At 64.1% G+C, this 25,523-nt stretch carries 23 protein-coding genes; 17 read left to right on the plus strand and 6 right to left on the minus strand.

Going from position 1 to position 25,523, the window contains the following annotated elements; translation table 11 throughout:
- Positions 1–6: 6 nt before the first annotated feature.
- The 10 genes from BUB23_RS15560 (at position 7) to BUB23_RS15605 (ending at position 10,970) form a co-directional block, all read left to right on the plus strand.
- The gene (locus BUB23_RS15560) at positions 7–798 is read left to right on the plus strand and encodes an enoyl-CoA hydratase/isomerase family protein (RefSeq protein WP_073104355.1); all 792 of its coding nucleotides are present in this window, start codon (positions 7–9) and stop codon (positions 796–798) included.
- Between the two features lie 12 nt (positions 799–810).
- A complete protein-coding gene (locus BUB23_RS15565; RefSeq protein WP_073104357.1) occupies positions 811–2,187 on the plus strand; it encodes an MmgE/PrpD family protein in 1,377 nt (458 codons plus the stop codon).
- A gap of 32 nt (positions 2,188–2,219) precedes the next feature.
- On the plus strand, positions 2,220–3,257 hold the full coding sequence (locus BUB23_RS15570) for a TRAP transporter substrate-binding protein (RefSeq protein ID WP_073104358.1): 1,038 nt from the start codon (positions 2,220–2,222) through the stop codon (positions 3,255–3,257).
- A 27-nt stretch (positions 3,258–3,284) separates the two neighbouring features.
- On the plus strand, positions 3,285–3,770 hold the full coding sequence (locus BUB23_RS15575) for a TRAP transporter small permease (protein ID WP_073104360.1): 486 nt from the start codon (positions 3,285–3,287) through the stop codon (positions 3,768–3,770).
- 23 nt (positions 3,771–3,793) lie between these two features.
- Complete coding sequence (locus BUB23_RS15580; protein ID WP_073104361.1) at positions 3,794–5,077, plus strand: TRAP transporter large permease; 1,284 nt, start codon at positions 3,794–3,796, stop codon at positions 5,075–5,077.
- A gap of 273 nt (positions 5,078–5,350) precedes the next feature.
- On the plus strand, positions 5,351–6,385 hold the full coding sequence (locus tag BUB23_RS15585) for a Bug family tripartite tricarboxylate transporter substrate binding protein (protein WP_073104363.1): 1,035 nt from the start codon (positions 5,351–5,353) through the stop codon (positions 6,383–6,385).
- A 2-nt stretch (positions 6,386–6,387) separates the two neighbouring features.
- Positions 6,388–7,407, plus strand: a complete 1,020-nt coding sequence (locus BUB23_RS15590) for an NADP-dependent oxidoreductase (protein ID WP_073104364.1) — start codon at positions 6,388–6,390, stop codon at positions 7,405–7,407.
- Between the two features lie 35 nt (positions 7,408–7,442).
- Positions 7,443–8,894, plus strand: coding sequence for an NAD-dependent succinate-semialdehyde dehydrogenase (locus tag BUB23_RS15595; protein ID WP_073104366.1), 1,452 nt, complete (start codon positions 7,443–7,445; stop codon positions 8,892–8,894).
- 11 nt (positions 8,895–8,905) lie between these two features.
- Positions 8,906–10,021: an iron-containing alcohol dehydrogenase gene (locus BUB23_RS15600; RefSeq protein WP_073104546.1), complete on the plus strand. Its 1,116-nt coding sequence runs from the start codon at positions 8,906–8,908 to the stop codon at positions 10,019–10,021.
- Positions 10,022–10,046: 25 nt separating this feature from the next.
- Complete coding sequence (locus BUB23_RS15605) at positions 10,047–10,970, plus strand: hydroxymethylglutaryl-CoA lyase (RefSeq protein ID WP_073104368.1); 924 nt, start codon at positions 10,047–10,049, stop codon at positions 10,968–10,970.
- Positions 10,971–11,041: 71 nt separating this feature from the next.
- On the opposite strand, the gene BUB23_RS15610 is transcribed toward BUB23_RS15605, so the two are convergent.
- The gene (locus BUB23_RS15610) at positions 11,042–11,776 is read right to left on the minus strand and encodes an IclR family transcriptional regulator (RefSeq protein ID WP_073104548.1); all 735 of its coding nucleotides are present in this window, start codon (positions 11,774–11,776) and stop codon (positions 11,042–11,044) included.
- 210 nt (positions 11,777–11,986) lie between these two features.
- Here BUB23_RS15610 and BUB23_RS15615 point away from each other — a divergent pair, with 210 nt between their 5' ends.
- The 4 genes from BUB23_RS15615 to BUB23_RS15630 all read left to right on the plus strand — a co-directional run bounded on the left by BUB23_RS15615 (position 11,987) and on the right by BUB23_RS15630 (position 18,132).
- The gene (locus BUB23_RS15615; RefSeq protein ID WP_073104552.1) at positions 11,987–12,409 is read left to right on the plus strand and encodes a MarR family winged helix-turn-helix transcriptional regulator; all 423 of its coding nucleotides are present in this window, start codon (positions 11,987–11,989) and stop codon (positions 12,407–12,409) included.
- Between the two features lie 91 nt (positions 12,410–12,500).
- Complete coding sequence (locus BUB23_RS15620; RefSeq protein ID WP_073104370.1) at positions 12,501–13,607, plus strand: efflux RND transporter periplasmic adaptor subunit; 1,107 nt, start codon at positions 12,501–12,503, stop codon at positions 13,605–13,607.
- Entirely contained in the window at positions 13,604–16,711 is a 3,108-nt protein-coding gene (locus BUB23_RS15625; RefSeq protein ID WP_073104372.1) for an efflux RND transporter permease subunit, read from the plus strand. Before BUB23_RS15620 ends, BUB23_RS15625 begins: the two co-directional genes overlap by 4 nt.
- Positions 16,708–18,132, plus strand: coding sequence for an efflux transporter outer membrane subunit (locus BUB23_RS15630; RefSeq protein ID WP_073104374.1), 1,425 nt, complete (start codon positions 16,708–16,710; stop codon positions 18,130–18,132). Before BUB23_RS15625 ends, BUB23_RS15630 begins: the two co-directional genes overlap by 4 nt.
- Before the next feature lie 91 nt (positions 18,133–18,223).
- On the opposite strand, the gene BUB23_RS15635 is transcribed toward BUB23_RS15630, so the two are convergent.
- Together BUB23_RS15635 and BUB23_RS15640 are read right to left on the minus strand one after the other, a co-directional pair.
- Positions 18,224–19,246: a PdxA family dehydrogenase gene (locus BUB23_RS15635; protein ID WP_073104378.1), complete on the minus strand. Its 1,023-nt coding sequence runs from the start codon at positions 19,244–19,246 to the stop codon at positions 18,224–18,226.
- Between the two features lie 10 nt (positions 19,247–19,256).
- The gene (locus tag BUB23_RS15640; RefSeq protein ID WP_073104382.1) at positions 19,257–20,240 is read right to left on the minus strand and encodes a Bug family tripartite tricarboxylate transporter substrate binding protein; all 984 of its coding nucleotides are present in this window, start codon (positions 20,238–20,240) and stop codon (positions 19,257–19,259) included.
- Positions 20,241–20,364: 124 nt separating this feature from the next.
- On the opposite strand from BUB23_RS15640, the gene BUB23_RS15645 reads away from it, so the two are divergent.
- The 3 genes from BUB23_RS15645 to BUB23_RS15655 all read left to right on the plus strand — a co-directional run bounded on the left by BUB23_RS15645 (position 20,365) and on the right by BUB23_RS15655 (position 22,987).
- Entirely contained in the window at positions 20,365–21,309 is a 945-nt protein-coding gene (locus BUB23_RS15645; RefSeq protein WP_073104384.1) for a LysR family transcriptional regulator, read from the plus strand.
- A gap of 66 nt (positions 21,310–21,375) precedes the next feature.
- Positions 21,376–21,954: a P-loop nucleotide/nucleoside kinase family protein gene (locus BUB23_RS15650; protein ID WP_073104386.1), complete on the plus strand. Its 579-nt coding sequence runs from the start codon at positions 21,376–21,378 to the stop codon at positions 21,952–21,954.
- 241 nt (positions 21,955–22,195) lie between these two features.
- Positions 22,196–22,987, plus strand: a complete 792-nt coding sequence (locus BUB23_RS15655) for a GntR family transcriptional regulator (protein ID WP_084136056.1) — start codon at positions 22,196–22,198, stop codon at positions 22,985–22,987.
- 40 nt (positions 22,988–23,027) lie between these two features.
- On the opposite strand, the gene BUB23_RS15660 is transcribed toward BUB23_RS15655, so the two are convergent.
- The 3 genes from BUB23_RS15660 to BUB23_RS15670 are packed head-to-tail and all read right to left on the minus strand — an operon-like array spanning position 23,028 to position 25,480.
- Entirely contained in the window at positions 23,028–23,981 is a 954-nt protein-coding gene (locus BUB23_RS15660; RefSeq protein ID WP_073104388.1) for a hydroxymethylglutaryl-CoA lyase, read from the minus strand.
- 3 nt (positions 23,982–23,984) lie between these two features.
- A complete protein-coding gene (locus tag BUB23_RS15665) occupies positions 23,985–24,950 on the minus strand; it encodes a Bug family tripartite tricarboxylate transporter substrate binding protein (RefSeq protein WP_073104391.1) in 966 nt (321 codons plus the stop codon).
- A 29-nt stretch (positions 24,951–24,979) separates the two neighbouring features.
- Positions 24,980–25,480 (minus strand): MaoC family dehydratase, encoded by a 501-nt coding sequence (locus BUB23_RS15670; RefSeq protein ID WP_073104394.1) that lies wholly within the window; start codon positions 25,478–25,480, stop codon positions 24,980–24,982.
- Positions 25,481–25,523 lie beyond the last annotated feature (43 nt).

The raw sequence follows: 25,523 nt of genomic DNA on the forward strand, positions 1-25,523 counted from the left end.
ATTCCCATGGCTTATGAAACCCTGCTCATAGAAAACGCCGACTCGGCCGGCGAAATCGCCGTGCTGCGCCTGAACCGCCCGCAAGCGATGAATGCCATGAACACCCGGATGTTCCTCGATATGCGCGCAGCCCTGCGGGAGCTGCGCGAACGGGCGGACCTGCGCTGCGTGATCCTTGCCGGCAGCGGCCTGAAGGCATTTTCGGCGGGCGGCGACCTGAAGGAGCGCAATGGCATGAGCGACGATACCTGGCGCCGCCAGCACGAATTGATCGAGGAAGCGTTCCTGGCCGTCAAGGACTTCCCCCTGCCCATCATCGCGGCAGTGGAAGGCCACGCTCATGGCGGCGGGCTGGAGCTGGCATTGATGTGCGATTTCATCGTGGCGGCGGAGTCGGCCCAATTTTCCCTGGCCGAGGTCAGGCGCGGCATCATGCCGGGCGGCGGAGGCATACAGAACCTGGTGCGCGCCGCGGGCATGAGGCGCGCCAAGCAATACCTGTTTACCGGCGACCGCTTCGATGCCGCGCAGGCCCATGAATGGGGCGTCGTCAATGAAATCACCGCCGCGGGGCAGGCCGTCGAAGGCGCGTTGGCCATTGCGCGGCGCATCCTGCAGGCGGCGCCCATGTCGGTCCGGTATGTGAAGCTCGCCGCCTCGCGCGGCGGCGAGGTCGACTTCCACACCGGCTATGCCATGGACATCGCCGCCTACAACGTGCTCGTGTCTTCCGCCGACCGCCTTGAAGGCGTACAGGCCTTCAACGAAAAGCGCCCGCCGCGCTGGTCCAATCACTAAAGGGCAGCCATCATGGCCATCACCCAGCAGCTTGCCGAATTTGTCCTTGCGCCATCCGGGCGGCTGGCGCCCGCAGCCGTGCGAGCCCGCGCGGCGCGCTATATCGCCGATACCCTGGCCGTGACCATTGCCGGCTCCGCAGAAGCGGGGCCGCGCGCGCTGGAAAAAGCCATACAGCCCTCGGGCGACGCCGGCGCGATAGGCGTTCCATGGAACGCCTATCGCTACCGCGCAGCGGACGCCTGCCTGCTGTACGGCATGGCGGCGCATATCCTGGATTACGACGACGTCAGCATGCTGGCCGTATGCCATCCCAGCGCGCCCGTCGTATCGGCGCTGTGCGTCCTGGCTCCCAGCGTTCCCGCCAGCGGCGCGCAATTCATCGACGCCTATATCGTCGGCACCGAGGTGTCGATCCGTTGCGGCCAGGCCATGGGCTTTCGCCATTACGACCTGGGCTTTCACGCCACGGCCACGCTGGGTTCGCTGGGCGCTGCGGCGGCCTGCGCCCGCCTCCTGGGCCTGAGCCTCGCCCAGACCTGCCACGCCCTGGCCATCGCGGCCAGCCTGTCGGCGGGCATACGCAAGAATTTCGGCAGCATGGTCAAGTCATTGCATGTCGGCCAGGCCGCCGCGCATGGCCTGCAGGCCGCGCGCCTGGCCAATGCCGGCATACAGGGCGCCGCCGAAGCCCTGGAGGATGGCGGCTGGCTCAAGGCGTTTTCGGGCGGCATGACCGACCATTGGCCGGCGGATCTGAAGCTGGGCCAGCCTTTTGCCATCGACGATCCCGGCTTCGAGCAGAAACGCTATCCCTGCTGCTACCTGATGCACAAGATCATCCAGGCGACGCTGGCCCTGCGGCGCCAGCATGGCTTGTCGCTGGATGGCCTGGAAAGCGCCCGCATCGATATGTGCCGCGGCGGCGCGACGCCCTTGATCCACCCCTTGCCGCGCAACGGCCTGAACGCCAAGTTCAGCGGCCCATACGCTGTCGCGGGCGCGCTGGCCGACGGCCGGGTCGACCTGAAAAGCTTCGAGGACGATGCCGTGCTGCGTCCCGCCATCCAGTCCGCGATGGCCGCCACCAGCCTGGTGGAAGGCGATATCGCCCCCGCCCAGGGCAGCGACCTGGGCAATGCGCCGGTCACGGTAAGCCTGGCGTATGGCGATGGGCGCCGCTATGCGCATACCGTCACGCTGTCGCCGGGATCGGTCCAGGATCCGCTAAGCGATGCCGACCTGCTCGAAAAAGCGCGCGATTGCCTGGCGCGCGGCTTGCCCGATACGTCCGCCGACACCGCCCGGGCATGGTTCGAGGCGGGCCTGCGGCTGGACGCCCGCCCATCCGCCCGCGAGTGGCTGGGCGGATTGCGCCACGATAACTGAAGTCCATATAAAAAAACCCACGGAGACCAACCATGAAAACCTCTATACGCCGCAAGCTGATCATCGCGGGCCTCGCGGCCGGCCTGTCGGCATCGTTCCCGCTGGCGGCAAGCGCCGCCGACAGCGCCACCATACGGGTGGCCTACAACCTGCCCAAGGATCACGCGACCGGCCTGTATTTTGAAACCCTGGCCAAGAAGATCGAGGAGCTCACCGCAAGCACCGCGCTCAAGCTGAAAGTGCGCACTTTTCCCAACGGGCAGCTCTATAACGATACGCAACTGCCCGATGCCGTGAGCACCGGCGCTGTCGAAATCGGCCAGATGAACATCGGCTTCATGAACGGCCCGGGCACGGAATCGCTGCGCATCTGGGGCCTGCCCTTTCTTTACAACTCCTGGGAAGCCCTTTGGGCGACCGAAGACAACCCCGCCTTCAAAGGCGCGTTCGACAGGCAGTTCGGCAAGTTCGGCATGCATATGCTGGGCTGGGTGCAATATGGACTCGTCGAATTCTATGCAAGCAAGCCCATCGCCCTGCCTGCCGACCTGAAAGGCCTGCGGATGCGCGCCTTCGGCGTCGACACCAGCATGCTGATCCGGGACCTGGGCGGCTCGCCGGTCAGCCTGAGTTCGCAGGAAATGTATCAAGCCGTGCAACGCGGCACGATAGATGGCTTCATTACCGGCCCGACCTCGGTGTATTCGCGCAAGCTTTATGAAGTCACCAAACACGGCACCGACATTGGCATCAATTACCTTTCCTTCATGGCCACCGCCAATCTCGAATGGTGGAACAAACTGCCTGACGACACCCGCAAGGCCGTCGCCGCGGCCTCGGACATCGCCCAGACCACCGCCCGCGAGCGCGCCAAGGAAGATGACAGGATAGCCAAGCAGCACTTGAAGGAGCTGGGAGTCAGCGTGTCGGAACTCAGTCCCGAGCAGCGCCAGCAATGGGTGGACGCCTCCAAGGGGCTTTATGACGCTTACCGAGAAAAAGCGGGAACGGAAGGCGCCGAGCTGCTGAAAATCGTCGAGGCCGCCGACAGGCAGCAGGCCGCCAAGTAAAACCGGGCCTAGCAAAAGGAGACAGACATGGGCATAGTGGCCAAGATAATAGGGCTCGCCAACAAGGGAGTGACAGGGCTGGGCATCGCGGCGCTGGGTGTGCTGCCGCTGATCGTTTTCTATGACGTGACGGCGCGCTACGTGTTCAACGCGCCCACGATCTGGGCCACGGAAATCTCCATCTACCTGCTGCAGCTGCTGGTATTCCTGCCCATGGGCCTGTTGCTGGGAGAAAACTCGCACATCAGGTCGACGCTGCTGACCGACAAGCTCTCGCCTCGCGCCCAACGCGCCCTGCATCTGCTTTCGCTGGCAATGGTCGCCTTGCTGGCCGGCTGCATCACCTGGCTGGGTTGGAAGCTGACAGCCCACTCGTGGCATCAGTCGCAAGTGTCGGCCACCCTGCTCGCCATACCCTTGTGGCTGCCCAATGCGCTGATTCCTTTGGGCGGATTGCTTCTGCTCATCAACGCGCTCGGTGGCCTGATAAGCCCGCCCGCCGAATTCAAATAATCTCTCGCCGAAGGATTGCGAATATGGACTTTCTTACCATCGGCGTATTGCTGGCCACGCTTTTGCTGTTTCTCCTGCTGGGCGTGCCGGTCGGGTTCGCGCTGGGGCTGGCGGGCGTCGCCGCCATCCTTACCATCGGGCCGTCTTTCCTGATACAAATCCCGCTGACGATCACCAAGTCATTTTCGGATGTCGTGCTGATCGCCATCCCCTTATTCATCCTGATGGGCGAGATCCTGTATCGCGGCAAAGTGGGCCAGCAATTGTTCGATACCGCCAACGTCTGGCTGGGCCGGCTGCGCGGCGGCACCGGAATGTCGGCGGTATTCGCCTTCACCTTCTTCGCCGCCATCGTGGGCTCGAGCATGGCTTCGGTCCTGACCATAGGCAAGATTGCCATCCCTGAAATGGAGCAGCAGGGCTACAGCAAGCGGCTTACCTACGGCCTCACCGCAGTGGGCGGTTCGCTGGGCATACTCATCCCCCCCAGCATCCCCTTGATCATCTACGCATCGCTTACCGACGTTTCGCCGGGCCAAGTTTTCATCGCCGGGTTCCTGCCTGGCTTTTTTATTGCGGGCTTGCTGGCGGCATGGGTCTTCTGGAAAGCGCCCCGGACCAGCAAAGCCCCCGCCTTCAACTTCAGGAAGGCCTGCCGCGCCACCCTGCACTCGGTGCCCGACCTGCTGCTGCCCATAGTCATCCTGGGCGGAATTTACGCGGGCATCTATACCCCCACCGAAGCCGCCGCCATCGGCGTCATCTATGCCCTGATATTGACCATGGCCGTGCGCCGCACGATATCGTTGCGCGATCTGCCCGCCGTGTTGACCGATACCCTCAAAAGCAACGCCATGCTGCTGACCATAGTCCTGGGAGCGCTGGTGTTCGGCTCGGCCCTGACGCTGATCGGGCTGCCCCAGATGCTGGCCGAAGCCACCCAGGCGGCCGCCATGCCGCAATGGGCGGTGATGCTGATGTTCGCCCTGATCTGGCTGGTGATGGGATGCTTTCTGGAGGTCATTTCCATCATCCTGATCACCGTGCCGGTGTTTTTCCCCATTGCGCAGGCCGTGGGCATAGACCCCATCTGGTTCGGCATCTTCATGGTGATCAACATGGAAATGTCGGTGATCACGCCGCCAGTGGGTATGAACCTGTTCGCGATCAAGTCGATACTGCCCAATGAAACCCTGGGCGCGATCACGCGCGCGGCCGTGCCTTCGCTGATCATCCTGCTGATAGGGCTTGTCGTCCTTTGGTTCTTCCCCGGCATCGCGCTATTGCTGGTGCGCCATGCAATATAAGCGGGCCTGATAAACAAGGCCTGACCCGCCTCCCGCGCCTGCCCCGCTTCCGCCGCTCCGCGAAAGCGGCGGCGGATGCAGCTCCCCTCGCTATGTCCCGCCTTGCGGCCGCGCAGTATGACCGCCGGCGGCGCGGCGGCGTTCGCCTGCCCGCCCCGCACAGCGGCGCTTGCCGCCGCGCCGCGATTTGATTTGACAGACAAATCGCCTGGCCCGTAAAATAATAGAACAGCGTTCTATCTTAAAGAATCAATACGTCCCTGGAGACAAGTCATGGCCAGCAACAAGCAATTTCAAAAAACGAACCGCTACGCTCCTGTGCTCAGCCGCCGCAGCGTCCTGAAAGCGGGAATGGCGACACTTGCGATCCCCTTCATGGGGGCAAGTTCCGCCGCCTATGCCCAGCAGGAAGCCTGGCCGAACCGCGCGGTGCGATTCGTGGTGCCCTTTTCTCCGGGCGGCGCGGCGGACACTTCGGCGCGCACGGTAGGGCAGAAAGTCGGGGAAATCCTGGGCCAGTCCATTATCATCGAGAACCGCACCGGCGGCAACGCCGTGGTGGCGGCGCTCACCGTCTTGCAGGCCCCCAAGGACGGCTATACCCTGATCTGGGATGCGGCCAATCAGCTCACCAACCCTTTGCTGGTCAAGAACCTCAAGTTCGACTACGAGACCGCTTTCCAGCCTATCACCATGGCGGTGCGCGTGCCTCAAGTGCTGGCGGTGCGCCAGGACTTTCCCGCCCAGACGCTCAAAGAATTCGTGGACTATGTAAAAGCCCATCCCAATGCGGTATCCTGCGGCACGCCGCCATCCGGCGCCATGGCCCATCTGGCGCTGGTGCATTTCCAGAAGCTCAGCGGCATGCAGATGATCCATACGCCATACCGCGGCGGCGCGGATGCCGGCCGCGACCTGATGGGCGGCCAGATCGATTCCGCCCTCATCACGCTTTCAACAGCGCGCGGCGCGCTGGAAATGGGGAAAATCCGCATACTCGGCCTGACCAGCCTGGAGCGCAGCCCCGCATTTCCGAATATTCCCACCATCGCGGAGCAAGGCTACCCCGGCTATGACATGGACGACTGGTTCGGCCTGTTCGCCGCCGCCGGCACGCCGGACGCGGTCGTGACGCGCGCCCAGGCCGCCGTGGCCGAGGCCGCGCGCGACCCGGCGCTGATCGCCGCGATCGCCCCGACAGCCGCCGTGCTGGTGGCCAACACGCCGCAGGAATTCACCGCCTGGCTGGCACAGCAGCGCAAGCTACTTGCCAAGCTTATCCAAGACGCCAATATTTCCATAGGTTAACGATGACAACGACCGCCAATTCCAACCGCAGAATCATCTATGCCAAGCGGCCCACCGGCATGCCCACCGTGGACTGTTTCCAACTGGTGACGGTTCCCATGCCGCAGCCGGGCCCGGGCCAGGCGCTGGTGCGCAATGACTATTTATCCGTCGATCCCTACATCCGCATGCGCATGGAAGAGAAGGACTCCTACACGTCGGTCATGAAAGTGGGCGAAACCCTCGTCGGGCGCACCGTGGGGCAAATCGTTGCGAGCCAGATCGCGGGCTTCGAGGCGGGCGACTGGGTGGTGGGACGGCTGGGCTGGCAGGATTACAGCGTGGCGGAGGCGGCGGACTTGCAGAAAATCGACATCGATGCGGCGCCCGCCACCGCCTATCTGGGGTCGCTCGGCTCGACCGGCATCACCGCCTGGGTGGGCTTGATGGAATTCGGCAAACCCAAGCCCGGCGAAACCGTCCTGGTTTCCGCCGCATCCGGCGCGGTGGGCAGCGTGGTCGGCCAGTTGGCCAGGCAGCAAGGCTGCCGCGTGGTGGGCATCGCCGGCGGGCCGGCAAAATGCGCCGTGGTGCGCGAGGAATTCAATTTCGACGACTGCGTGGACTACAAAGCGGACACCTTTGCCGCGGACCTCGCGCGGGCGGTGCCGCAAGGCGTCGACGTATACTTCGACAATGTCGGCGGGCCCATCCTCGATGCGGTATTGCCGCTGCTCAATAATTTCGCGCGCATTCCCCTTTGCGGCCTGGTGTCCCAGTACAACGCCACCGAACCCTACGGGATCAAGAATTTCCGCGAACTCTTCAATCACCGCGTCACCTTGCGCGGCTTTGTGCTCTCGGACCATAAAGACCTGTGGCCGCTGGCCAGCAAAAGCCTGGCCCAGGCCTATGCCGCGGGGCAGCTGAAGTACCGCGAGTCCATCACCGATGGCCTCGAGAACGCGCCGCGCGCGTTCATAGACATGCTGCACGGCTCCAACGTAGGCAAGCAACTGGTGCGCCTGCGCGCCGGCGCCTGACCATTTTCAACCCGACCACTCACGGATCACACTCGATGGAACATGCCCGCTCGTTCATTGCTGGCCAGTATTACACCGCGGCCGGCATGCCGCTCTCGCCCGTCTTCAACCCGGCGACAGGCGCGCAGATCGGCCAGGTCGATATCATCCATGCCGCCGGCCTCGACGCGGCGCTGCTGGCCGCCTCCAGCGGATTCGAATCGTGGAGGCGCACTTCGGCCTATGAGCGCGGGCGCATACTTCAAGCCGCGGCAAGCCTCATCCGCGAGCGCAAGGAAGCCATCGGGCGGCTGATGACGCTGGAACAAGGCAAGCCTTTGGCCGAGGCCATCGGTGAAGTCGCGACCTCGGCCGACAATATCGAATGGATGGCGCAGGAGGCGACACGCGCCTATGGGCGGCTGCTGGTGCCGCGCACGGCCGGCATCACGCAGGCGGTGCAGCGCGAACCCATAGGCCCCGTGGCCAGCTTCTGCCCGTGGAATTTTCCCGCCCTGACTCCAGCGCGCAAAATCGCCGGGGCTTTGGCCGCCGGCTGCTCGCTGATCCTGAAGCCGTCGGAAGAAACCCCATTCACGGCGGCGCATATCGTCCGCGCATTCATCGACGCGGGCGTTCCGGCGGGCGTGCTGAATCTGGTCTATGGCAAGTCCAGGCAGGTTTCCGCCCATCTGATCGCCTCGCCCGTCATACGCAAGATTTCATTCACCGGTTCCACGGCCGTAGGCAAGGAACTGCTCGCGCTCGCGGCGCAAGGCGTCAAGCGCGCCACCATGGAGCTCGGGGGCCATGCGCCGGTCGTGGTGTTCGACGACGTCGATCCCGTCGCCGCGGCCCGGCAGGCCGTGATCGCCAAATTCCGCAACGCCGGCCAGGTTTGCACCAGCCCCACCCGCTTCTATGTGCAGGCCGGAATCTATCCGCAATTCCTCGAGGCCTTCGTCGCTGCGGCGCGCGCCATACAGGTAGGCGACGGCATGGACCCGGCCAGCCAGATGGGGCCGCTGGCCAATGGCCGGCGCGTCGATGCCATGGAACTGCTGGTGGCCGATGCCGTCAAGCACGGCGCGCGCCTGGAATGCGGCGGTTCGCGCCATGAAGGCGCGGGGCATTTCTTTGCGCCCACCGTCTTGTCCGGCGTGCCCGAATCCGCGCGTATCATGTACGAAGAGCCCTTCGGCCCGGTCGTGCCGCTTGCTCCCTTCGACACCTTCGAAGAAGTCCTTGGCCGTGTGAACGCGCTGCCTTTCGGGCTGGCCGCCTACGTAATGACCCGCTCGCTGGCGCGCGCCTCGGCAATGAGCGATGCGCTGGAGGCGGGGATGGTGGCCGTCAACCACTACACCGTGTCGACGCCTGCATCGCCCTTTGGCGGCGTCAAGGAAAGCGGCTACGGTTCGGAAGGCGGCATCGAAGGCCTGGATGCCTACCTCACGAGCAAAACTGTGACCCAGCGCGTCGCCGGCGCCGATCTTCAACCTGCCTGAGCCCCTTGATCATGACTACGCTTTTATTTGGAACGCCCGTCCTCTTCGATCACGGCGCGCGCCGCGCGCTGCCGGCCGAGCTGGCCCGCGCCGGCGTCAAGCGTCCGCTGTTCGTGACGGACAAGGGAGTGATGGCCGCGGGCGTGTTCGGCCAGGCCATAGAGGCCCTGCCCGATGCCGCCGGTTTTCCGGTCTTCAGCGAAGTCCCCGTCAACCCCACCGAAGCCGCGGCGCTGGCGGGGGCGGCAATGTATCGGGAACAGCATTGCGACGGCGTGATCGGCATAGGCGGCGGCGCGGCGCTGGATCTGGCCAAGGCCGTCGCCATTCTCGCCGTCAATGCGCCGCCGCTATGGGACTATTGCAATCGGCACGCAGCCGCCAAGGACATACGCAATTGCCCGCCGCTGATCCTGATGCCCACCACCGCCGGGACCGGCAGCGAAGTCGGGCGCTCGGCGGTGATTGTCTTCGACAATGGGATCAAGGCCGGCGTGCGCTGCCCGGAGATCGTCACCATGGCGATCTGCGATCCAGACCTGACCTTCGCGCTGCCGCCCTCGATAAGCGCCACGACAGGCATGGATGCGCTGGCGCACTGCATTGAGACCTTCTGTTCGCCGGCCATCAATCCTCCGGCCGACGCGATCGCGCTCGACGGCATGAAACGCATCTTCGATCACATCGAACGCGCGGTCAGCGATGGCCGCGACGCGGCGGCGCGCTGGAACATGATGATGGGCTCGGTGGAAGGCGCCATGTGTTTTCAGAAGGGAATGGGCGCCGTGCATGCTTTGTCGCATCCGCTGGGCGCCCTGGGCTATCACCACGGCACGCTCAATGCGGTGCTGCTGCCGCACGTCCTGGCCTGCAACCTGGATGCGCTCGGCGGCAAGGCCGACAGGATGGCGCAGCAGGCGGGCCTGGCGTCGGGGCGCCAGTTGCCCGAGGCGGTAGCGCGGCTGACCGCCGCTATTCATATCCCGCCCCGCCTGCGCGACCTCGGGCTGACCCGCGCGGATCTCGGTCCCATTGCCGGGTCCGCGCTGCAGGACAATGCCCATAAGACGAATCCGCGGCCCTTGCAAGGCCGCGATTACGACGCCATTTTGCTGGCGGCATTCTAGATGCCGCCACACCGGAATACTGCCTATGTCCCAATTACTGATTAGCGAAGTCGCCCCGCGGGACGGCCTCCAAAGCATCGCCAGCGTCATGCCGACCGCCGACAAATGCCGCTGGATACAGGCCCTGGCCGAAGCCGGCTTGAAGGAGATAGAAGTCGCCTCGTTCGTGCCCGCCAGGCTGCTGCCGCAGATGGCCGATGCCCGCGAGGTGGTGCAGTTTGCGCGCGGCATCGCCGGACTGCAGGTGGCCGCGCTGGCGCCCAATATCAAGGGAGCGCAGGCGGCATTCGAGGCGGGAGTGCACAAGCTGACCTTGCCTGTCTCGGTCAGCGAGGCCCATTCGCTCGCGAATGTCCGCAAGACGCACGCCCAGGCCATCGAGGAAGTCCGCCAGGTGGTTGCCCTGCGCAATGCCCGCTACCCGGCGGTGGCCATCGAGGCAGGCATGTCCACGGCTTTCGGCTGCACGATCTCGGGCGCCATCGGGGACGACCAGGTGATGCGCCTGGCGCATGCCGTGGCCGAATGCGGCGTCGATGAAATCGGCCTGTCGGATACTTCGGGATACGCCAATCCCGCCCAGATCCGCCGCCTGTTCCGCCGCCTTCAGCAGGAATTCGGCGGCAAGGCCGGCGGCGCGCATCTGCACAACACCATGGGCCTTGGACTGGCCAACGTGGTGGCGGCGCTGGACGTCGGCGTCACCACATTCGATTCCAGCCAGGGCGGCATAGGCGGCTGCCCGTATGCGCCGGGCGCCAGCGGCAATATCGTCACCGAGGATCTCGTCTTCATGCTCGAAGCCATGGGCTACGACACAGGCATAGACCTGGACAAGCTGCTGGCCGCCCGCCAGATCCTGGCCAACGCCCTGCCCGGCGAGGCGCTATATGGCCATACCGCCGCGGCGGGCCTGCCCAAGAATTTCCGCCAGGCGGCTAGCGCCTGAAATGAGCCGGCGCAGCCTTCAGGCGGCAAACCAGGACGGCAAGACCACGGAACAATAGGGCTGCCGGCCGGCTAGAGCGCCGCGCCGAACCGGCCCGCGCCGCCCAGCTGGATGCTGATGGTATCCGCCGCCGCCTTGACGGCGTCGGCGAACTCGGACTTGAGGCGCGAGGTCGGCATCGTCAGGGTGACGGCGCCGACCAGTTCCTTGCGGCCATTGCACACCACCGCCGAGACCCCGGACAGCTCCGGCAGGCGGTCGCCCTTCAATACGATGAAGCCATCGCGCCGGATCTGATCGTAAAGCTCGCCTTTGGCGCCAAGAAAGGCGCTCAGCACGCGCCCGCCCGAACCGCGCTCCAGGGGCAGCACATCGCCCTCGCTGGTGTGGTAGCGGATGGCCTGCGGCGAATCCACCCGGTGCACGCAAACCCGGTGTCCGCCCCGGACGATATGGAAGGCGGCGCTTTCGCGGGTTTGCGCCACCAGTTCGCGCAGCACGGGCATGACCACGCCCCCCAGGGAAAACGCCGCGGCATACACGCTGTTCAAACGGCCCACCTCATAGCCCAGCGCATAGCGGCCGTCCGCGGTTTTTTGTACCAGCCCGCCGTGCTCCAGCGAGGCCAGCAAGCGCAGTATCGTGCTCTTGTACAAGCGCGAGCGCTCGGAAAGCTCCAGCAAGGTAAGTTCGGAATCGCCCGATTTGAACGCCGCGAGCAGGGAAATCGCCCGATCGACGGCGGCAACGCCGCCCGGCGCGGGATTCGTGTCCGCCACGGAAAGAGAAATGGCTTTTTTCGGCATTTTCATCCGTCCCAATATTTTGAATACACAAGCGCCGGCCCCAGCGCAATGCCCGAAAGACGCTTGCGAGCCGAGCATGATACCAGTAGCCGGCGGCGGTTCCCGATGGCGGCCGTACGATTTTATAACGAGCTTGCGTTATGGCGAGCCTGCGCCACCCACACGCCGCGCCGCTTGACAATGTGCATATGCACACAATATACTTTCCTGATGACTATTCCCATCGCCCAAGTCTGCAACTGCTTCGCCGCCCGCCAGGCGGCGCGATTCATTACGCAGCTTTACGAACGCCATTTGAGCAAAGCCGGCATCACAGGGTCGCAATACACGATACTCGCCGTCATCCAGTCGCGTCCCGGCATCGCCATGGCGGAACTGGCCCACGAACTCGTAATGGACCGCACCAGCCTGGTGCGCGCCCTGAAGCCGCTGCTGAGTAACGGCTACGTTACAGCTGCGCCCGGCCCGAACGCCGGGCGCAAGATGGCCTTGTCGCTATCTTCCAGCGGGCTGGAAAAATTCCGGGAAGCTGGCCCGCACTGGCAAGCGGCCCAGCGGGAATGGGAGCTCATGGTCGGCAGCGAGCGCGCCAAGGCGCTGCGGGAAGAGCTGATAGCCGTCACGCGCATGTGAATAAACCCCAAGCTGCGATCCGAAGCCCGGCGGGGCATTTTTTCAGCGCATGAATGTGCATATGCACAATTGACTCAGGAAAAGGAAACCCATGTTGAGCACCACAAGCCGGATCGGTCTGTTCGGCGCGATCACCGTATCGGCAACCGTCGGTTTGGCCGGCTGCCAAAAGCCCGCGGCCGCTCCGGAAACATTGGCGAGGGTGGCGTATTTCTCCGCCGCGCCCGCGGCCGGGGACGGAGCCAGCTACACCGGCGTGGTCCGCGCCCGGACGGAAAGCAGCCTGGGTTTTCGCGTGCCGGGCAAAATCCTCGAGCGCCTGGTCGATCCCGGCGACACGGTAAAAGCCGGCCAGGCCCTGATGAAGCTCGACGCAACGGATTACGGCCTGGCGCTCGCCGCTTCCAGGGCATCGATACAAGCGGCGCTCGCACGCCATATACAGGCCTCGGCCGATGAAGCGCGCCTGCGCAAACTGCTGGCGTCCGGGGCCGTATCGGCACAGGCATACGAACAGGCCAGGGCCGCCGCGGACACCGCCTCGGCGCAACTCGACGCGGAGCGCGCGCAGGCGCGGCAGATCCAGCACCAGGCTGACTACGCCGTGCTGCGCGCGGACAAGGACGGCGTCATCATGGAAGTGCCTGTCGAACCCGGCCAAGTGGTAAGCGCCGGCCAGACGGTGGCCAAAGTGGCCCGCCAGGGCGCCAGGGAAGCACAGGTCAGCATACCCGAACAGGCGCTGGCCCTGACCCGGCGCCCGGCGACGGCGACCCTGTACGCCCAGCCGGCGGTATCGTTCGGCGCGGCGCTGCGCGAGCTGTCGGCGGTGGCCGACCCCCTGACCCGCAGCTATCAGGCCCGCTATACATTGGCCGGCGCCGGCGAACAGGCGCCGCTGGGCGCCACCGTGACGATACATCTGGCCGGAAATTCCGCCGCCGGCTCCATGGCCATCAGTGCGCCGGTCAGCGCGCTGATCGACAAAGGCCAGGGTCCCAGCGTCTGGGTGATCGATGACAAGAGTTCGACGGTGCAACTGCGCCCCGTCAAGCTTGCAAAGCTGGGCGAAGAAACCGTCGGCATTTCATCCGGCATCGCGGTAGGCGAACGCGTGGTGGCCTTTGGCTCCCATCTGCTCGAGGCGGGCCAGAAGGTCGAACTGCTGTCGTCCATCAATGTGGACGGCGGATCATGAGCGGCTTGAATCTGTCCGCATTCGGCGTGCGCGAGCGCGCCATCACCTTATTCCTGATCCTTGCCATTGCCGTGGCCGGCGCGTTCGCATTCATTAAGCTGGGTCGCGCCGAAGACCCCAGCTTCACGGTGAAGATCATGACGATCTCGGCGATCTGGCCGGGAGCGACCGCCGGGGAAATGCAGCAGCAGGTGGGCGACCGCCTGGAAAAGCGCCTGCAGGAGCTCGATTATTACGATCGGGTGGAAACCGCCGCGCGGCCCGGGCTCATCACCATGAAGCTCTATCTCAAAGACTCGACTCCGCCGGATGCGGTCCCGGAACAGTTCTACCAGGTGCGAAAAAAACTGGGCGACGAAGTCATCAGCCTGCCGCGCGGCGTCATCGGGCCGGTAATCAATGACGAATATTCGGATGTCTATTTTTCGCTGTTTTCCCTGGAGGCGAAAAACCTTTCCCACCGGCGACTGGTGGCGCAGGCGGAAGTGTTGCGCCAGCGCCTGCTGCGGGTGGGCGGCGTGCAGAAGGTCAATATCCTGGGAGAGCAGCAACAGAAGATCTATGTCGAGATCTCGCACCAGCGGCTGGCCACGCTGGGCATCAAGGCGCAAGCCCTTTTCGACGCCCTGAACCAACAAAATAATCTTGCCGCCGCGGGCTTTGTCGAGACCGCCGGCCCGCGCGTATACCTGCGCCTCGACGGCGCCATCGACAGCGTCGAGACGGTAAAGGCCATCCCGCTCGTGGCCGGCGGACGGATACTGAAGATAGGCGACATCGCCGACGTGCGGCGCGGCTACGAAGACCCGCAAACTTTCGCCATACGCACGCAGGGCGAACCGGCGCTGATGCTGGCGGTGGTGATGAAGAAGGGCTTCAATGGCTTGAAGCTGGGCAAATCGCTGGAGCAGGAAGCGGCGGCCATCGAAAAGACGCTGCCTCTGGGAATAACCTTCTTCAAGGTGTCGGACCAGGCGCGGGCGATAAGCGCCGCGGTCGATGAGTTCATGATCAAATTCTTCATGGCCCTGGCCGTCGTCATCGTGGTCAGCCTGGCGACGCTGGGTTTCCGGGTCGGCATTGTCGTGGCGGCCGCGGTTCCGCTTACGCTGGCGGCGGTATTTCTCATCATGCTGGCCACCGGCCGGGATTTCGACCGCATCACATTGGGCGCCTTGATTCTTTCGCTGGGCCTTCTGGTCGACGACGCCATCATCGCCATTGAAATGATGGTGGTGAAAATGGAAGAAGGCATGGACCGCGTCGCCGCCGCCACATTCGCATGGGGCGCGACCGCGGCGCCAATGGCCTCGGGCACCCTGGTGACCATCATCGGCTTTCTTCCGGTTGGCTTCGCCCGCTCCACCGCGGGCGAATACGCCGGAAATATATTCTGGGTGGTGGCCTTTTCCCTGGTCGCATCATGGGTGGTGGCGGTGCTGTTCATTCCCTATCTGGGCGTAAAACTGCTGCCGGCCATCAAGCCCAAAGCGGGCGGGCATGCGGGCATCTACGAGACCAGGAACTACCGGCGCCTGCGCTCGCTGGTGCGCTACTGCGTCGATCACAAATGGCTGACCGCCGGTATCACGGTCGGCCTGTTCGGTCTTTCGGTGGCAGGGGTGGGGTCGGTCCAGAAGCAGTTCTTCCCGAATTCGGAGCGGCCCGAACTGACGATAGAAGTCAATCTTCCGCCGGGCAGCGCGTTCGGCGCGACGGACGCCGCGATACGCAAGATCGAAGCGGCGTTGCAGGCCGAACCGCAAGCCGGAATCATCAGCAGCTATATCGGCCAGGGCGCGCCGCGCTTCTTTCTTTCAGTGAATCCCGAATTGCCGAACCCGGCTTTCGGCCAGATCATCGTGCTGACGGAAGATTCCGCGGCGCGCGACCTTCTGAAAGCCAGGATACGCAATATGATCGCGGCGGGAAAATTCGCCGAGGCGCGCGTGCGGGTCAGCCAGTTCCTCTTTGGCCCGCCGGTGCCCTTCCCGGTCCTGTTCCGCGTGGTCGGGCCGGACCTGGACAATCTGCGCGCCGTCGCAAAGCAAGTGCGCGCCATCGTTGAACAGAATCCCGACATGCGCGGCGTCCACCTCGATTGGGGCGATCGCGCGCCCACGCTGCGGCTGGTGCTGGACCAGGAACGCCTGCGCCTGCTGGGCCTGACGCCCCGGGAATCGGCCATGCAGCTGCAGGCGCTGCTCAATGGCTCGCCATCGACCCAGGTCCGGGAAGGCCTGCGCTCCGTCGAAGTGGTGGTCCGCAGCCCCCTGAAAGAACGCCGCGGCCTCAAGGATATCGGCGACATGACATTGACGACGCAAGACGGCCGCGCGGTGCCGCTGTCCCAGGTGGCGAAGTTCGAAACCCGCATGGAAGACGCGGTACTCAAGCGCTATAACCGCGAGACCTATATCGCCGTGCAGGGCGACATTCGCGACGGCGCGCAGCCGCCCGACGTGACCAGGGCGATTCTGCCCGCGCTCGCCGCCTTGAAGGCCCAGCTGCCCGAGGGCTACCGTATCGACACCGGCGGTTCCGTCGAGGAAAGCGCCAAGGCTGACGCGGCTTTGGGCGCCCTGTTTCCGCTGATGATCATTCTCATGCTGACAGTGATCATGATCCAGGTGCGGTCGTTCGCGACCATGTGGATGGTGTTTGCAACGGCTCCGCTGGGGCTGGTCGGCGCGGTCCCCGCGCTGCTGCTGTTCCATCAGCCCTTCGGCTTCAATGCGATCCTGGGCTTGATCGGGCTGGCGGGCATCCTGATGCGCAACACGCTGATCCTCGTCGACCAGATCCGCCACGACCTGCATGCCGGCCTGTCCCCTTACGACGCGGTCATCGAGTCGACCGTCCGGCGCGCCCGGCCGGTGATCCTGACCGCAGCGGCGGCGATGCTCGCGTTCATTCCACTGACCCATTCCGCCTTCTGGGGCCCCCTGGCCTATGTGCTGATAGGCGGCGTCGGCGTCGGCACCGCCCTGACGCTTTTGTTCCTGCCGGCCCTGTATTCGCTTTGGTTCCGAGTGCGCCGCGGCGATCCGGCGCGATCCGGGCAGGCAAGCGGCACTCAACCCGCCACGGAATATCCTCAATGAAATCGCAGAACACGCAAGGAGCGGCGTTGCTGATCGCCGCGGCATTGATCCTGCCGGGGTGCTCGCTGGCGCCGGCCCATGAGCGCCCCCCGCTGCCCGTGCCCGATGCGTGGCCCGCCGGGCTTGCGGCCAGCGGCGTGCCGTCGCCCGCGGCGTCCGCGGATGAAATCGCCTGGGAGGATTTTTTTCAGGACGACCGGCTTAAACAGCTGATCCGCCTTGCCCTGGACAACAACCGCGACCTGAGGGTCGCCGCGCTCAACATCGACAGAGCGAGGGCGCTTTACCGCGTGCAAGCGGCGGATCGGCTTCCTGGCGTGAGTGCTGCCGTCGACGGCAGCCGCCAGCGCATTCCCGGCGACCTGGCGCCCGGCGGCAGCCCCGTGATATCACGCAGCGATGCCGTTGGCGTCGGCGTCACATCTTTTGAACTGGATTTTTTTGGCAGGGTGCGCAATCTGAACGCGGCGGCGCTGGAACGCTATCTGGCGACGGAGGAAGCGCGCCGCAGCGCGCATATCGCATTGATCGCCGAAGTGGCAAGGACATACGAAGCGCTGATCGCCGACAAGCAGCTGCTTGCGCTGAGCCGCCGGACCATCGAAAGCCGCGGCGACTCTTACTTGCGGCAGCGCGATCTGCGCCGTCAGGGGGCGAGTTCGGAATATGATCTGCGCCAATCCGAGTCATTGCTGGAAGCCGCGCGCGCGACCCTGGCGCAGCAATCCCGGCAGAAATCGCTGGATGAAAACGCGTTGGCTCTATTGGTGGGCGCAAACCTGGACCAAGCGCTCCTGCCCGGCGACGACGCTCGCGGCGGGCGAAATGCGCTGGCCGACATTCCCGTCGGCCTGCCTTCCGACCTGCTCGCGGCCCGGCCCGACATACGGCAGCGCGAAGCATTGCTTCGCGCCGAGAACGCAAACATCGGCGCCGCGCGCGCCGCCTTCTTCCCGCGCATAGCGCTCACGGGCAGCCTGGGTACGGCCAGCAGCGAACTATCCGGCCTTTTCGACCCGGGATCCGGCGCCTGGAGCTTCATGCCCCGGCTCGTGCTGCCGATTTTCGACGGGGGCCGCAACCGCGCCGGTCTCGGCGTCGCCAAGGCCGATCGCGGGATCGCCATTGCCCAGTATGAGAAGGCCATCCAGGAAGCATTCCGCGAGGTCGCCGACGCGCTGGCGGGCCGCGCCACGTTGAGCGCGCAGCGGGATGCTGTCCGGGCCCAAGAGGCAGCCGAACAGGTGCGTTTCGATCTATCCAGGCAGCGCTATGAAGCCGGCTACTCCAGCTATCTGGAATTCCTGGATGCGCAGCGCGAACTGTTCGCGGTCCAGCAGCAGGCGATTGCCGTCGGCCTTGCGGAATTGCAGAACCGGATCGGGCTTTACAAGGCGCTGGGCGGCGGCTGGAAAAAGTAGCCGGCGGGCCGGCGGATATGCCCCGTCGGTGGCATGCCCGCTTGCGCCGGCGCGCGCCAGGCGCGGCGCTGGGCCGGCCCGGCTCCGCGCCTTATCGCCCGGCCGGCTGCGCCTGCTGATTGGCCGCCATGCGTACGCATAGATCGAAGGCTTGCTGCAGCCCCTCGATATTGGCGATGCCCTTGCCCGCGATATCGAACGCGCTGCCGCTGGCCGAAGTCACCACCGGCACCGGCAGGCCGCCATGCAGCGTGACACCCTGGTCGAAACCGATGAGCTTCATGGCGATCTGGCCCTGGTCGTGGAACATCGACACGACGGCATCGAAGTCGCCGCGGCGGGCCGCGATGAAGACCGTGTCGGGCGAATAAGGGCCGCGCGCGTCCAGGCCCAGCGCTTGCGCCTGCTTGACCGCGGGCGCGATGACCTCGATTTCTTCCATCCCGATCGAACCACCGTCGCCGGCATGGGGATTGAGCCCCGATACGGCGATGCGCGGCTTGGCCACGCCCGCCTGGCGCAGCGCGGCGTCGACGATTTTCACGGCCTCGCAGATGCCTTCGCGGGTGATCAGGTCGGCCACCTCGCGTATCGGCACATGCGAAGTGACGCGCGACGTCCACAAGTCGCCGGTGATGTTGAATTCGGAGACGAAGCCCGGCACCTGCAGGCTTTGCTGTATGTGGCGCAGCTCGTCTTCCTCGGTCAGGCCGCCCAGCCGCAGGGAATGCTTGTTCAAGGGCGCGAAGACTATGCCTTCGCATTCGCCTCGCTTGACGGCGTCCAGCGCCGCCTCCAGCGCCAGGAAAGAAGCCCGGCCCGCATCGACGGTGCACTCGCCGCGCGCCGGCAGCTTGCCCCGCAGCCAGTCGTGTTCCAGCACCGTCACCCGGCCGGGCTCATAGCGCACGCTCTCCAGGTCTTTGACGACCAGCGTGTCGATCTCCATGCCGGCAACGGCTTGCGCATCCGCCAGCATTGCCGGATCGGTAATCAGCAGCAGGTCGGCCGCATCCCGGTTGTGCTGGCGCGCCAGCAGCTTGACGGCCATTTCCGGGCCGACGCCGGCGGGGTCGCCCAACAGGACGGCAAGGCGGGGGCGTTTGATACTCATGGTTTTTCCTTTACTCTTTCTTGATGCCGGAATCGACAAGCAATTGACCGTAGCGGTCGTATTCTTTCTGGTTCATCGCGGCAAACTGTTCGACGCTCATGAGTTCGATCTCACCCCCCAGCGCTTTGATGCGGGCCTGCACCTCCGGGGTTTCAAGACTCTTGGTCAGTTCGTCATGCAGCCTGGCGATGATGGCGGGCGGTGTGCCGCCGGTCGCGAAAAGGCCGTACCAGGTATTGACGTCCGCGCCGGTTATTCCCTGTTCCGCCAGCGTGGGAACATCGGGCAGGGCGGCCGAACGCTTGGGCGAAGTGACCGCCAGGGCGCGCAATTTGCCGCCGACGATTTGCGACATGGCCGACGACGTGGAGTCGAACATCATGTCGACCTGGCCTGAAATGACGTCCATGTGCGCCTGCGAGCTGCCTTTGTAGGGAATATGGATGGATTTTGCGCCCGTGGCCAGATTGAAGGCCTCGGCGCCGACATGCTGCGTACTGCCGACGCCGGAGGAGGCGAACTTCAATTCCCCCGGCTTGGCTTTCATGGCGGCCAGGACATCCTGCACGCTTTTATAGGGGGAGCTGCTGGACACCACCAGCACATTGGGCATGATCGCCACCAACCCTACCGGCTGCAGGTTCTTGAGGGGATCATAGGACAGCTTGATCAGGTGCGGCGCAATCGCCTGGCCGGTATTGGTGGCGACCAGCAGAGTCAGGCCATTGGGTTCGTCGCGCGCGGTCAGGCCCGCGGCGATCGTGTTCGAGGCGCCCGGGCGGTTTTCCACCACGACGGCCTGCTTCAGGCCCGCGGAGAATTTTTCGGCCAGGACGCGCGCCAGAATATCCGTGCCGCCGCCCGGGGAGGCGCCGACCAGGATGCGCATGGGCTTGCTGGGGAATTCTTGCGCGGCGCCGATGGACGGGCCGGCCAGCGCGGCCAGAGCCAGCGCACAGGGCAGGACAGCGTGCAGCAGGGAACGGTATGTCATGAAGGGTCTCCTTTTCTATTGATCCTCCTGTGTATCCGGGGGCTGGGGAAAGCTTAAAGGAATCAGACATTCCATTCCAATAGAATTTCACGAACTATCCATATACATTTATATATAATGCGGTATGTCCGACGCCTCTCCTCCGCCCTCCCTGCTGCTGCGCCTGCGCACCCGCCAACTGGCGCTGCTCAGCATGCTCGATGCCGAACGCAATCTGGGCCGCGCGGCGGCCGCCTTGAACATCAGCCAGCCCGCCGCCAGCAAGCTGCTGCAACAGGCGGAAGACACCTTCGGCGTGCCGCTGTTCGAACGCCAGGCGCGCGGCATGGCGCCCACACCCTACGGGGAAGTCCTGGTCCGCTATGCAAGGCGCATGTTGATCGATTTCGGCTTCATGCACGAGGAAATGGTGGCCCTGCACTCCGGCCTGCAAGGGACGCTGCGGATAGGCAGCGTGCCGGGCGCCATACCCCAGCTGCTGGCGCCCATGCTGGGCGAATACAAGCGCCGCCATCCGCGCGTGGCGGTTTCGGTCACTGTGGATACCAGCAACGTCATGATCCGCCAACTCGCGCGCGGCGAGGTCGATCTGGTGCTGGGCCGCCTGACCCAGGGACAGGGGCACAGCGAAGGCGATTATGTCAGCGCCCCGCTGCTGGAGGAGGCGCTGGTCGTGGTGACGCGCGCCTCGCACCCGCTCGCCGCGCGGGCCAGCGTTTCCTTTGGCGACCTGATGGCCATGGAGTGGATACTTCAGCCGCCCGGCGCGCCCCAGCGCATCCGTTTCGAAGCCGCGCTGCAGGAAGCCGGCGTGACCACGCAGCTGAACATCACCGAAACGGCTTCGACCATCGTCACCACCGCGCTGCTGGAAATTTCAGACATGGTGGCCGTGATGCCCGCTTCCCTGGCCGACCACTACGGGCGCCTGGGCGTCCTGCGGGTACTGCCGGTGGATTTGTCCATACGCTTGCAGCCCATACATCTCATCACCCGCCAGAATCAAGGCCTTTCCCCTGCCGCCGCGCATTTCGTGACGCAGATGCGCAGCCATGCGGGCTGCGCATAGTGAATGGCCAAACCTCGTTGGGGATTATGATCACTGTCATGCTCTCCTTGAACTTCAGGCCTATCCATGATCAATACGACCGCCCTTTTCATCCTGGGCCACGCCGGAACCGGCAAATCATTCCTGACTCGCCATTTCATTGAGCAGCAGCGCGACAGGGGCATTGCCTGGTGCGTCCTGGACAAAGATGTGGTCAGTGAACGCTGGTCGGGGCCTTTCCTGAAAGCGCTGGGGCAGGACGCCAACGACCGGGACAGCCCGCTGTTCAAGGAAAAGGTGCGCGATCTCGAATATCTGAGCACGCTGCGCATTGCCCAGGACCAGCTCGAACTCGGCTTGAATGTGGTCTTTCCCGGGCCGTGGAGCCGGGAATTGGCATCATCCGCCCTGTTTTCCACAGAAGCGCTAGGGCTCCCCGCGCAAGCGCGCCTGCGCCATGTGTGGCTGGAATTGCCTCTGGCGGTTCGCAGAGAACGCATTGCCAGCCGGGCCGACCCGCGCGACCAATGGAAACTCGACCATTGGGACGCTTACACCGGCGCCCTGCAACGACCCGCGGCAGTCCAGGACGGCCGCGTTCCCATCATGGACGCCAGCCTTCCGCTGGCGGAGCAGATCGGCCTCCTGGACGCGCTCGTCCGTTGATAAGAGGAGCTACCGCCAAAGGTTGCCCTGAATATGCCGAGGCCTTCCAGCGGATCTTTCCTTCCACGGTGCAATGGCTTGGCTGAAGGCAGTAAACCGATATTGGCGTTCATGGCCAGTTCAGGGAGTCGGGACGCGGTATCATGGCAGCCGCCGCCGGTAATTCTTCTATTCGTGCAACGCGGCGCGGACCACAGTACGATACGGGTCAGTTTGAACACCAGGAGTTTCCGACAGACAAATGGAAAAAAAGCCTACCGCACTCGACCCTGAATTTTATTCCACGGCTCCCGAGCCCCTCAAGCGTCTGCGGACGATCGTTCAACGGGTTATCGCCAAGAACAACGATCAGCCGTCACTCGTCATAGAAATCGCGTCCATGGTCGGCGCCGAGATACTTTACGGTATACGCAAGCGTGGCAGCGATCTGAACTCGGTGGAAGTGGCCCGCCATTTCAACAGCAGCCGCACTCCCGCGCGGGAGGCGATCCTGCTTCTTGAAAAAGAAGGGCTGGTGGAAGTGCCTCCGCGGCGCCGTCCTCGCGTAGCGATCATGACGCTTTCCGATATCAAGGAGCTATATGGCGTGCGGGCCGCGATCGCGGGCATCGTCGCCGCGGAGGCTTCGATACATGCCACGGATGAAGAACTCCAGGATCTGCTGGACTTCATTCCCGAAATCGAAAGGGCGGCCTCGGATAGCGACAGCGAACATTTTTACTGGGCCAATGTGCATTTCCATGAAAGAATGACGCAACTGGCCCACAACACCACGCTCCAGCGGATACTGGATACGCTGGTGCTGCGCAGCCTGCTGCTTAAAAGGCTGGTGTTATCGGACAGGGCCAGAGTGGCGCGATCGGCCAAAGACCACATCTTTCTTGCCCAGGCGCTGTACGACCGCAACGCCGAGCTGGCTTCCGCGCTGGCCAGGTCGAATGTGCTATGCGCGCGCAAGAAGCTGGAGGAGTTGCTCGGCGAAGACAGCGAAGATAGCGCGGTCGACGTGCCCATGCCTGAAAACGGCGGATAGGCCCCGCGGCCAATGATCCAGCGCGAAAGCGCCCGGTTCCTTATGCCGTCCGGCTGCGGTAACGCGCCAGACTGCCGCTTTTCATGACCTTGCCCGGCAGTGTGCTCCCGAGAAGCGCTTCGGCATAGCATGCGGCTTCGACGAGCAAATCGAGATCAATGCCGGTCTCCAGGCCCATTTCAGCGCACAGAAAGGCCAGATCTTCCGTGCAGATGTTGCCGGCAGCTCCGCGGTTGCCGGCGAAGGGACAACCGCCCAGCCCGCCAATCGATGCGTCGAACTCCATCACCCCCATCTCTATTGCCGCCGCCGCATTGGCTATCGCCATCCCGCGCGTGTCGTGCAAATGAAGCTTGATGATGAGATCGGGCCAGCGCTCGCGCACAGCCCCGATCAGCGCCCGGGTTTGCCGCGGATTGCCCCAGCCCATCGTATCGGCCAGGCATATCCGCTTCAACCTGGCGCCATGCTGGCGCATGACCACTTCGCCGCGCGCAATGAGGTCCACGACCCGGCCGGCACTGACGGCGCCGTCGAAATTGCATCCGAATGCCGCCAGGATATGCAGATCATCGGTTTCGATTCCCGCCGCGCGGTATTGGTCGATCCAGGCCGGAAAGCCTTCGAGCGTCTGGGCAATCGACTTGTTGGTGTTCCTCATTGAGAAAGTTTCCGTGGCGGTAAGCATGAGCTTGCCCGTCACCATTACCCGGCCATTTTCCAGCGCCTGCGCCAGCCCTCTCGCATTCAGCCAGAGGCCGTGATACTGCACGGCTCCGCCGCTAGGCAGGCCGTGAAAGACTTCCCCGCTATTGGCCATCTGGGGGACGCTTTTCGGATTGACGAACGACCCGACCTCTATGGCGGGCAATCCGGCCGCCGCCAGGCGCTCGATCAGGCCTATCTTGTCCTGGACCGATAGCACGGCGGTTTGCATCTGCAAGCCGTCGCGGGGGCCGACTTCCATGATGAAGACGTTGGCGGGCTTGCTCATGCGCTACTCCAATGTGATTTTATTGAGGCGGATCACCTCGGCCCAGCGCACGAGTTCGGTGCCGATGAAAGCGGTGAACTCCGTTGATGTGTTGCCTACGGGCGTCACACCCATGGAGGCGAGGCTGGACCTGAATGCCGGATCGGCGGTGGCCACGCTGATCTCCTTGGCCAACCGGTCGACGATAGCCTTTGGCGTTCCCGCGGGAACGAAGGCACCCGCCCATTCGGTCACGTCGAAATCGGGCAAGCCCATTTCCTTGAGCGTCGGCACATTGGGCAGGCTAGGCGACCGCGCGGCGGAAGTCACCGCAAGCGCCCTGAGCTTGCCCGCTTCGATGAATTTCGTCGCCGACGCCGCATTGGCGAAATAGCACGATACCTGGCCGCTCAGCAGCGCGGTCAAAGCCGGGCCGCCGCCGCTATAAGGAATATGCAGCATTTCCACCTGCGCCTGCGTGTTGAAGAGCGCTCCCGCCAGGTGCTGGCCTGTGCCCACGCCGGCAGAGGCGTATGTCAGCCTGCCGGGATGGCTCTTGGCATAACTCAGGAACTCGGCATAGTCCTTATAAGGAGCATCGGCGGCCACCACCAGCACGTCGGGCGCCGTCATCACCTGCGCGATCGGGGTCAAGTCCGTTTTCGCGTCGAAAGTCATTTTGCGCAGCGCGGGGTTGACGACAAACGGCGCGGCGTCAAACAAGACCGTATACCCATCGGCGGGCGCCGCCGCGACCAGACCCGCGCCAATGATGCCGCCGGCGCCGGGCTTGTTCTCCACGACCACCGATTGTCCCAGCCCCATTCCGATCTTGCTGGCCAGGAGCCTCGCCACCGAGTCGGTTCCACCGCCCACCGCATAAGGGACGATCATGCGGATCGGCCGATTTGGATAGGATTGCTGCGCGCCGGCCGCTGCCGGGACGCATAGCGCCAGGGCGAGGGCGACCAGGGAAGTCTTTGATATCATTTACTGTCTCCGTTGAATAGATTTTGGGCTTATGCCTGTATTTCCGGGCGGGGAATGCTGGGGCCCTGCCCCTTGCGGTACACCATCATTGAACGCTTGAATGTCAGCACCACCTTGCCATCCTGGTTATAGCCCTGGGTAAGCACTTTGACGATGCCGACGTTCGGCCGCGACTGCGATGATTTCAACTCCAGCACGTCGGATTTCGAATAAATGGTGTCGCCCTCGAAAACCGGCGCGGGCAGCCTGACCTCGTCCCATCCCAGATTCGCAAAGACATTCTGGGATAAATCGGTGACGCTCTGGCCTGTGACTAGGGCTACGATGAACGTCGAGTTGACCAGGGGCCTCTTGAATTCCGTCTGCGACGCATAGTAATGATCGAAATGCACCGGCGACTGGGCTTGAGTCAACAGCGTGAACCACGAATTATCGGCCGACAGAACAGTCCTGCCCATGGGGTGGAAATACGTGTCGCCCACCTCGAAATCCTCGAAATACCGGCCGCTCCAACCTTTCTTTGTACTCATATATTCCTCTTCTTCCTGGCTGCATATGTCTATGTGAGCGATT

This window comes from Pollutimonas bauzanensis (assembly GCF_900129885.1).
GTDB lineage: Bacteria > Pseudomonadota > Gammaproteobacteria > Burkholderiales > Burkholderiaceae_B > Pollutimonas > Pollutimonas bauzanensis.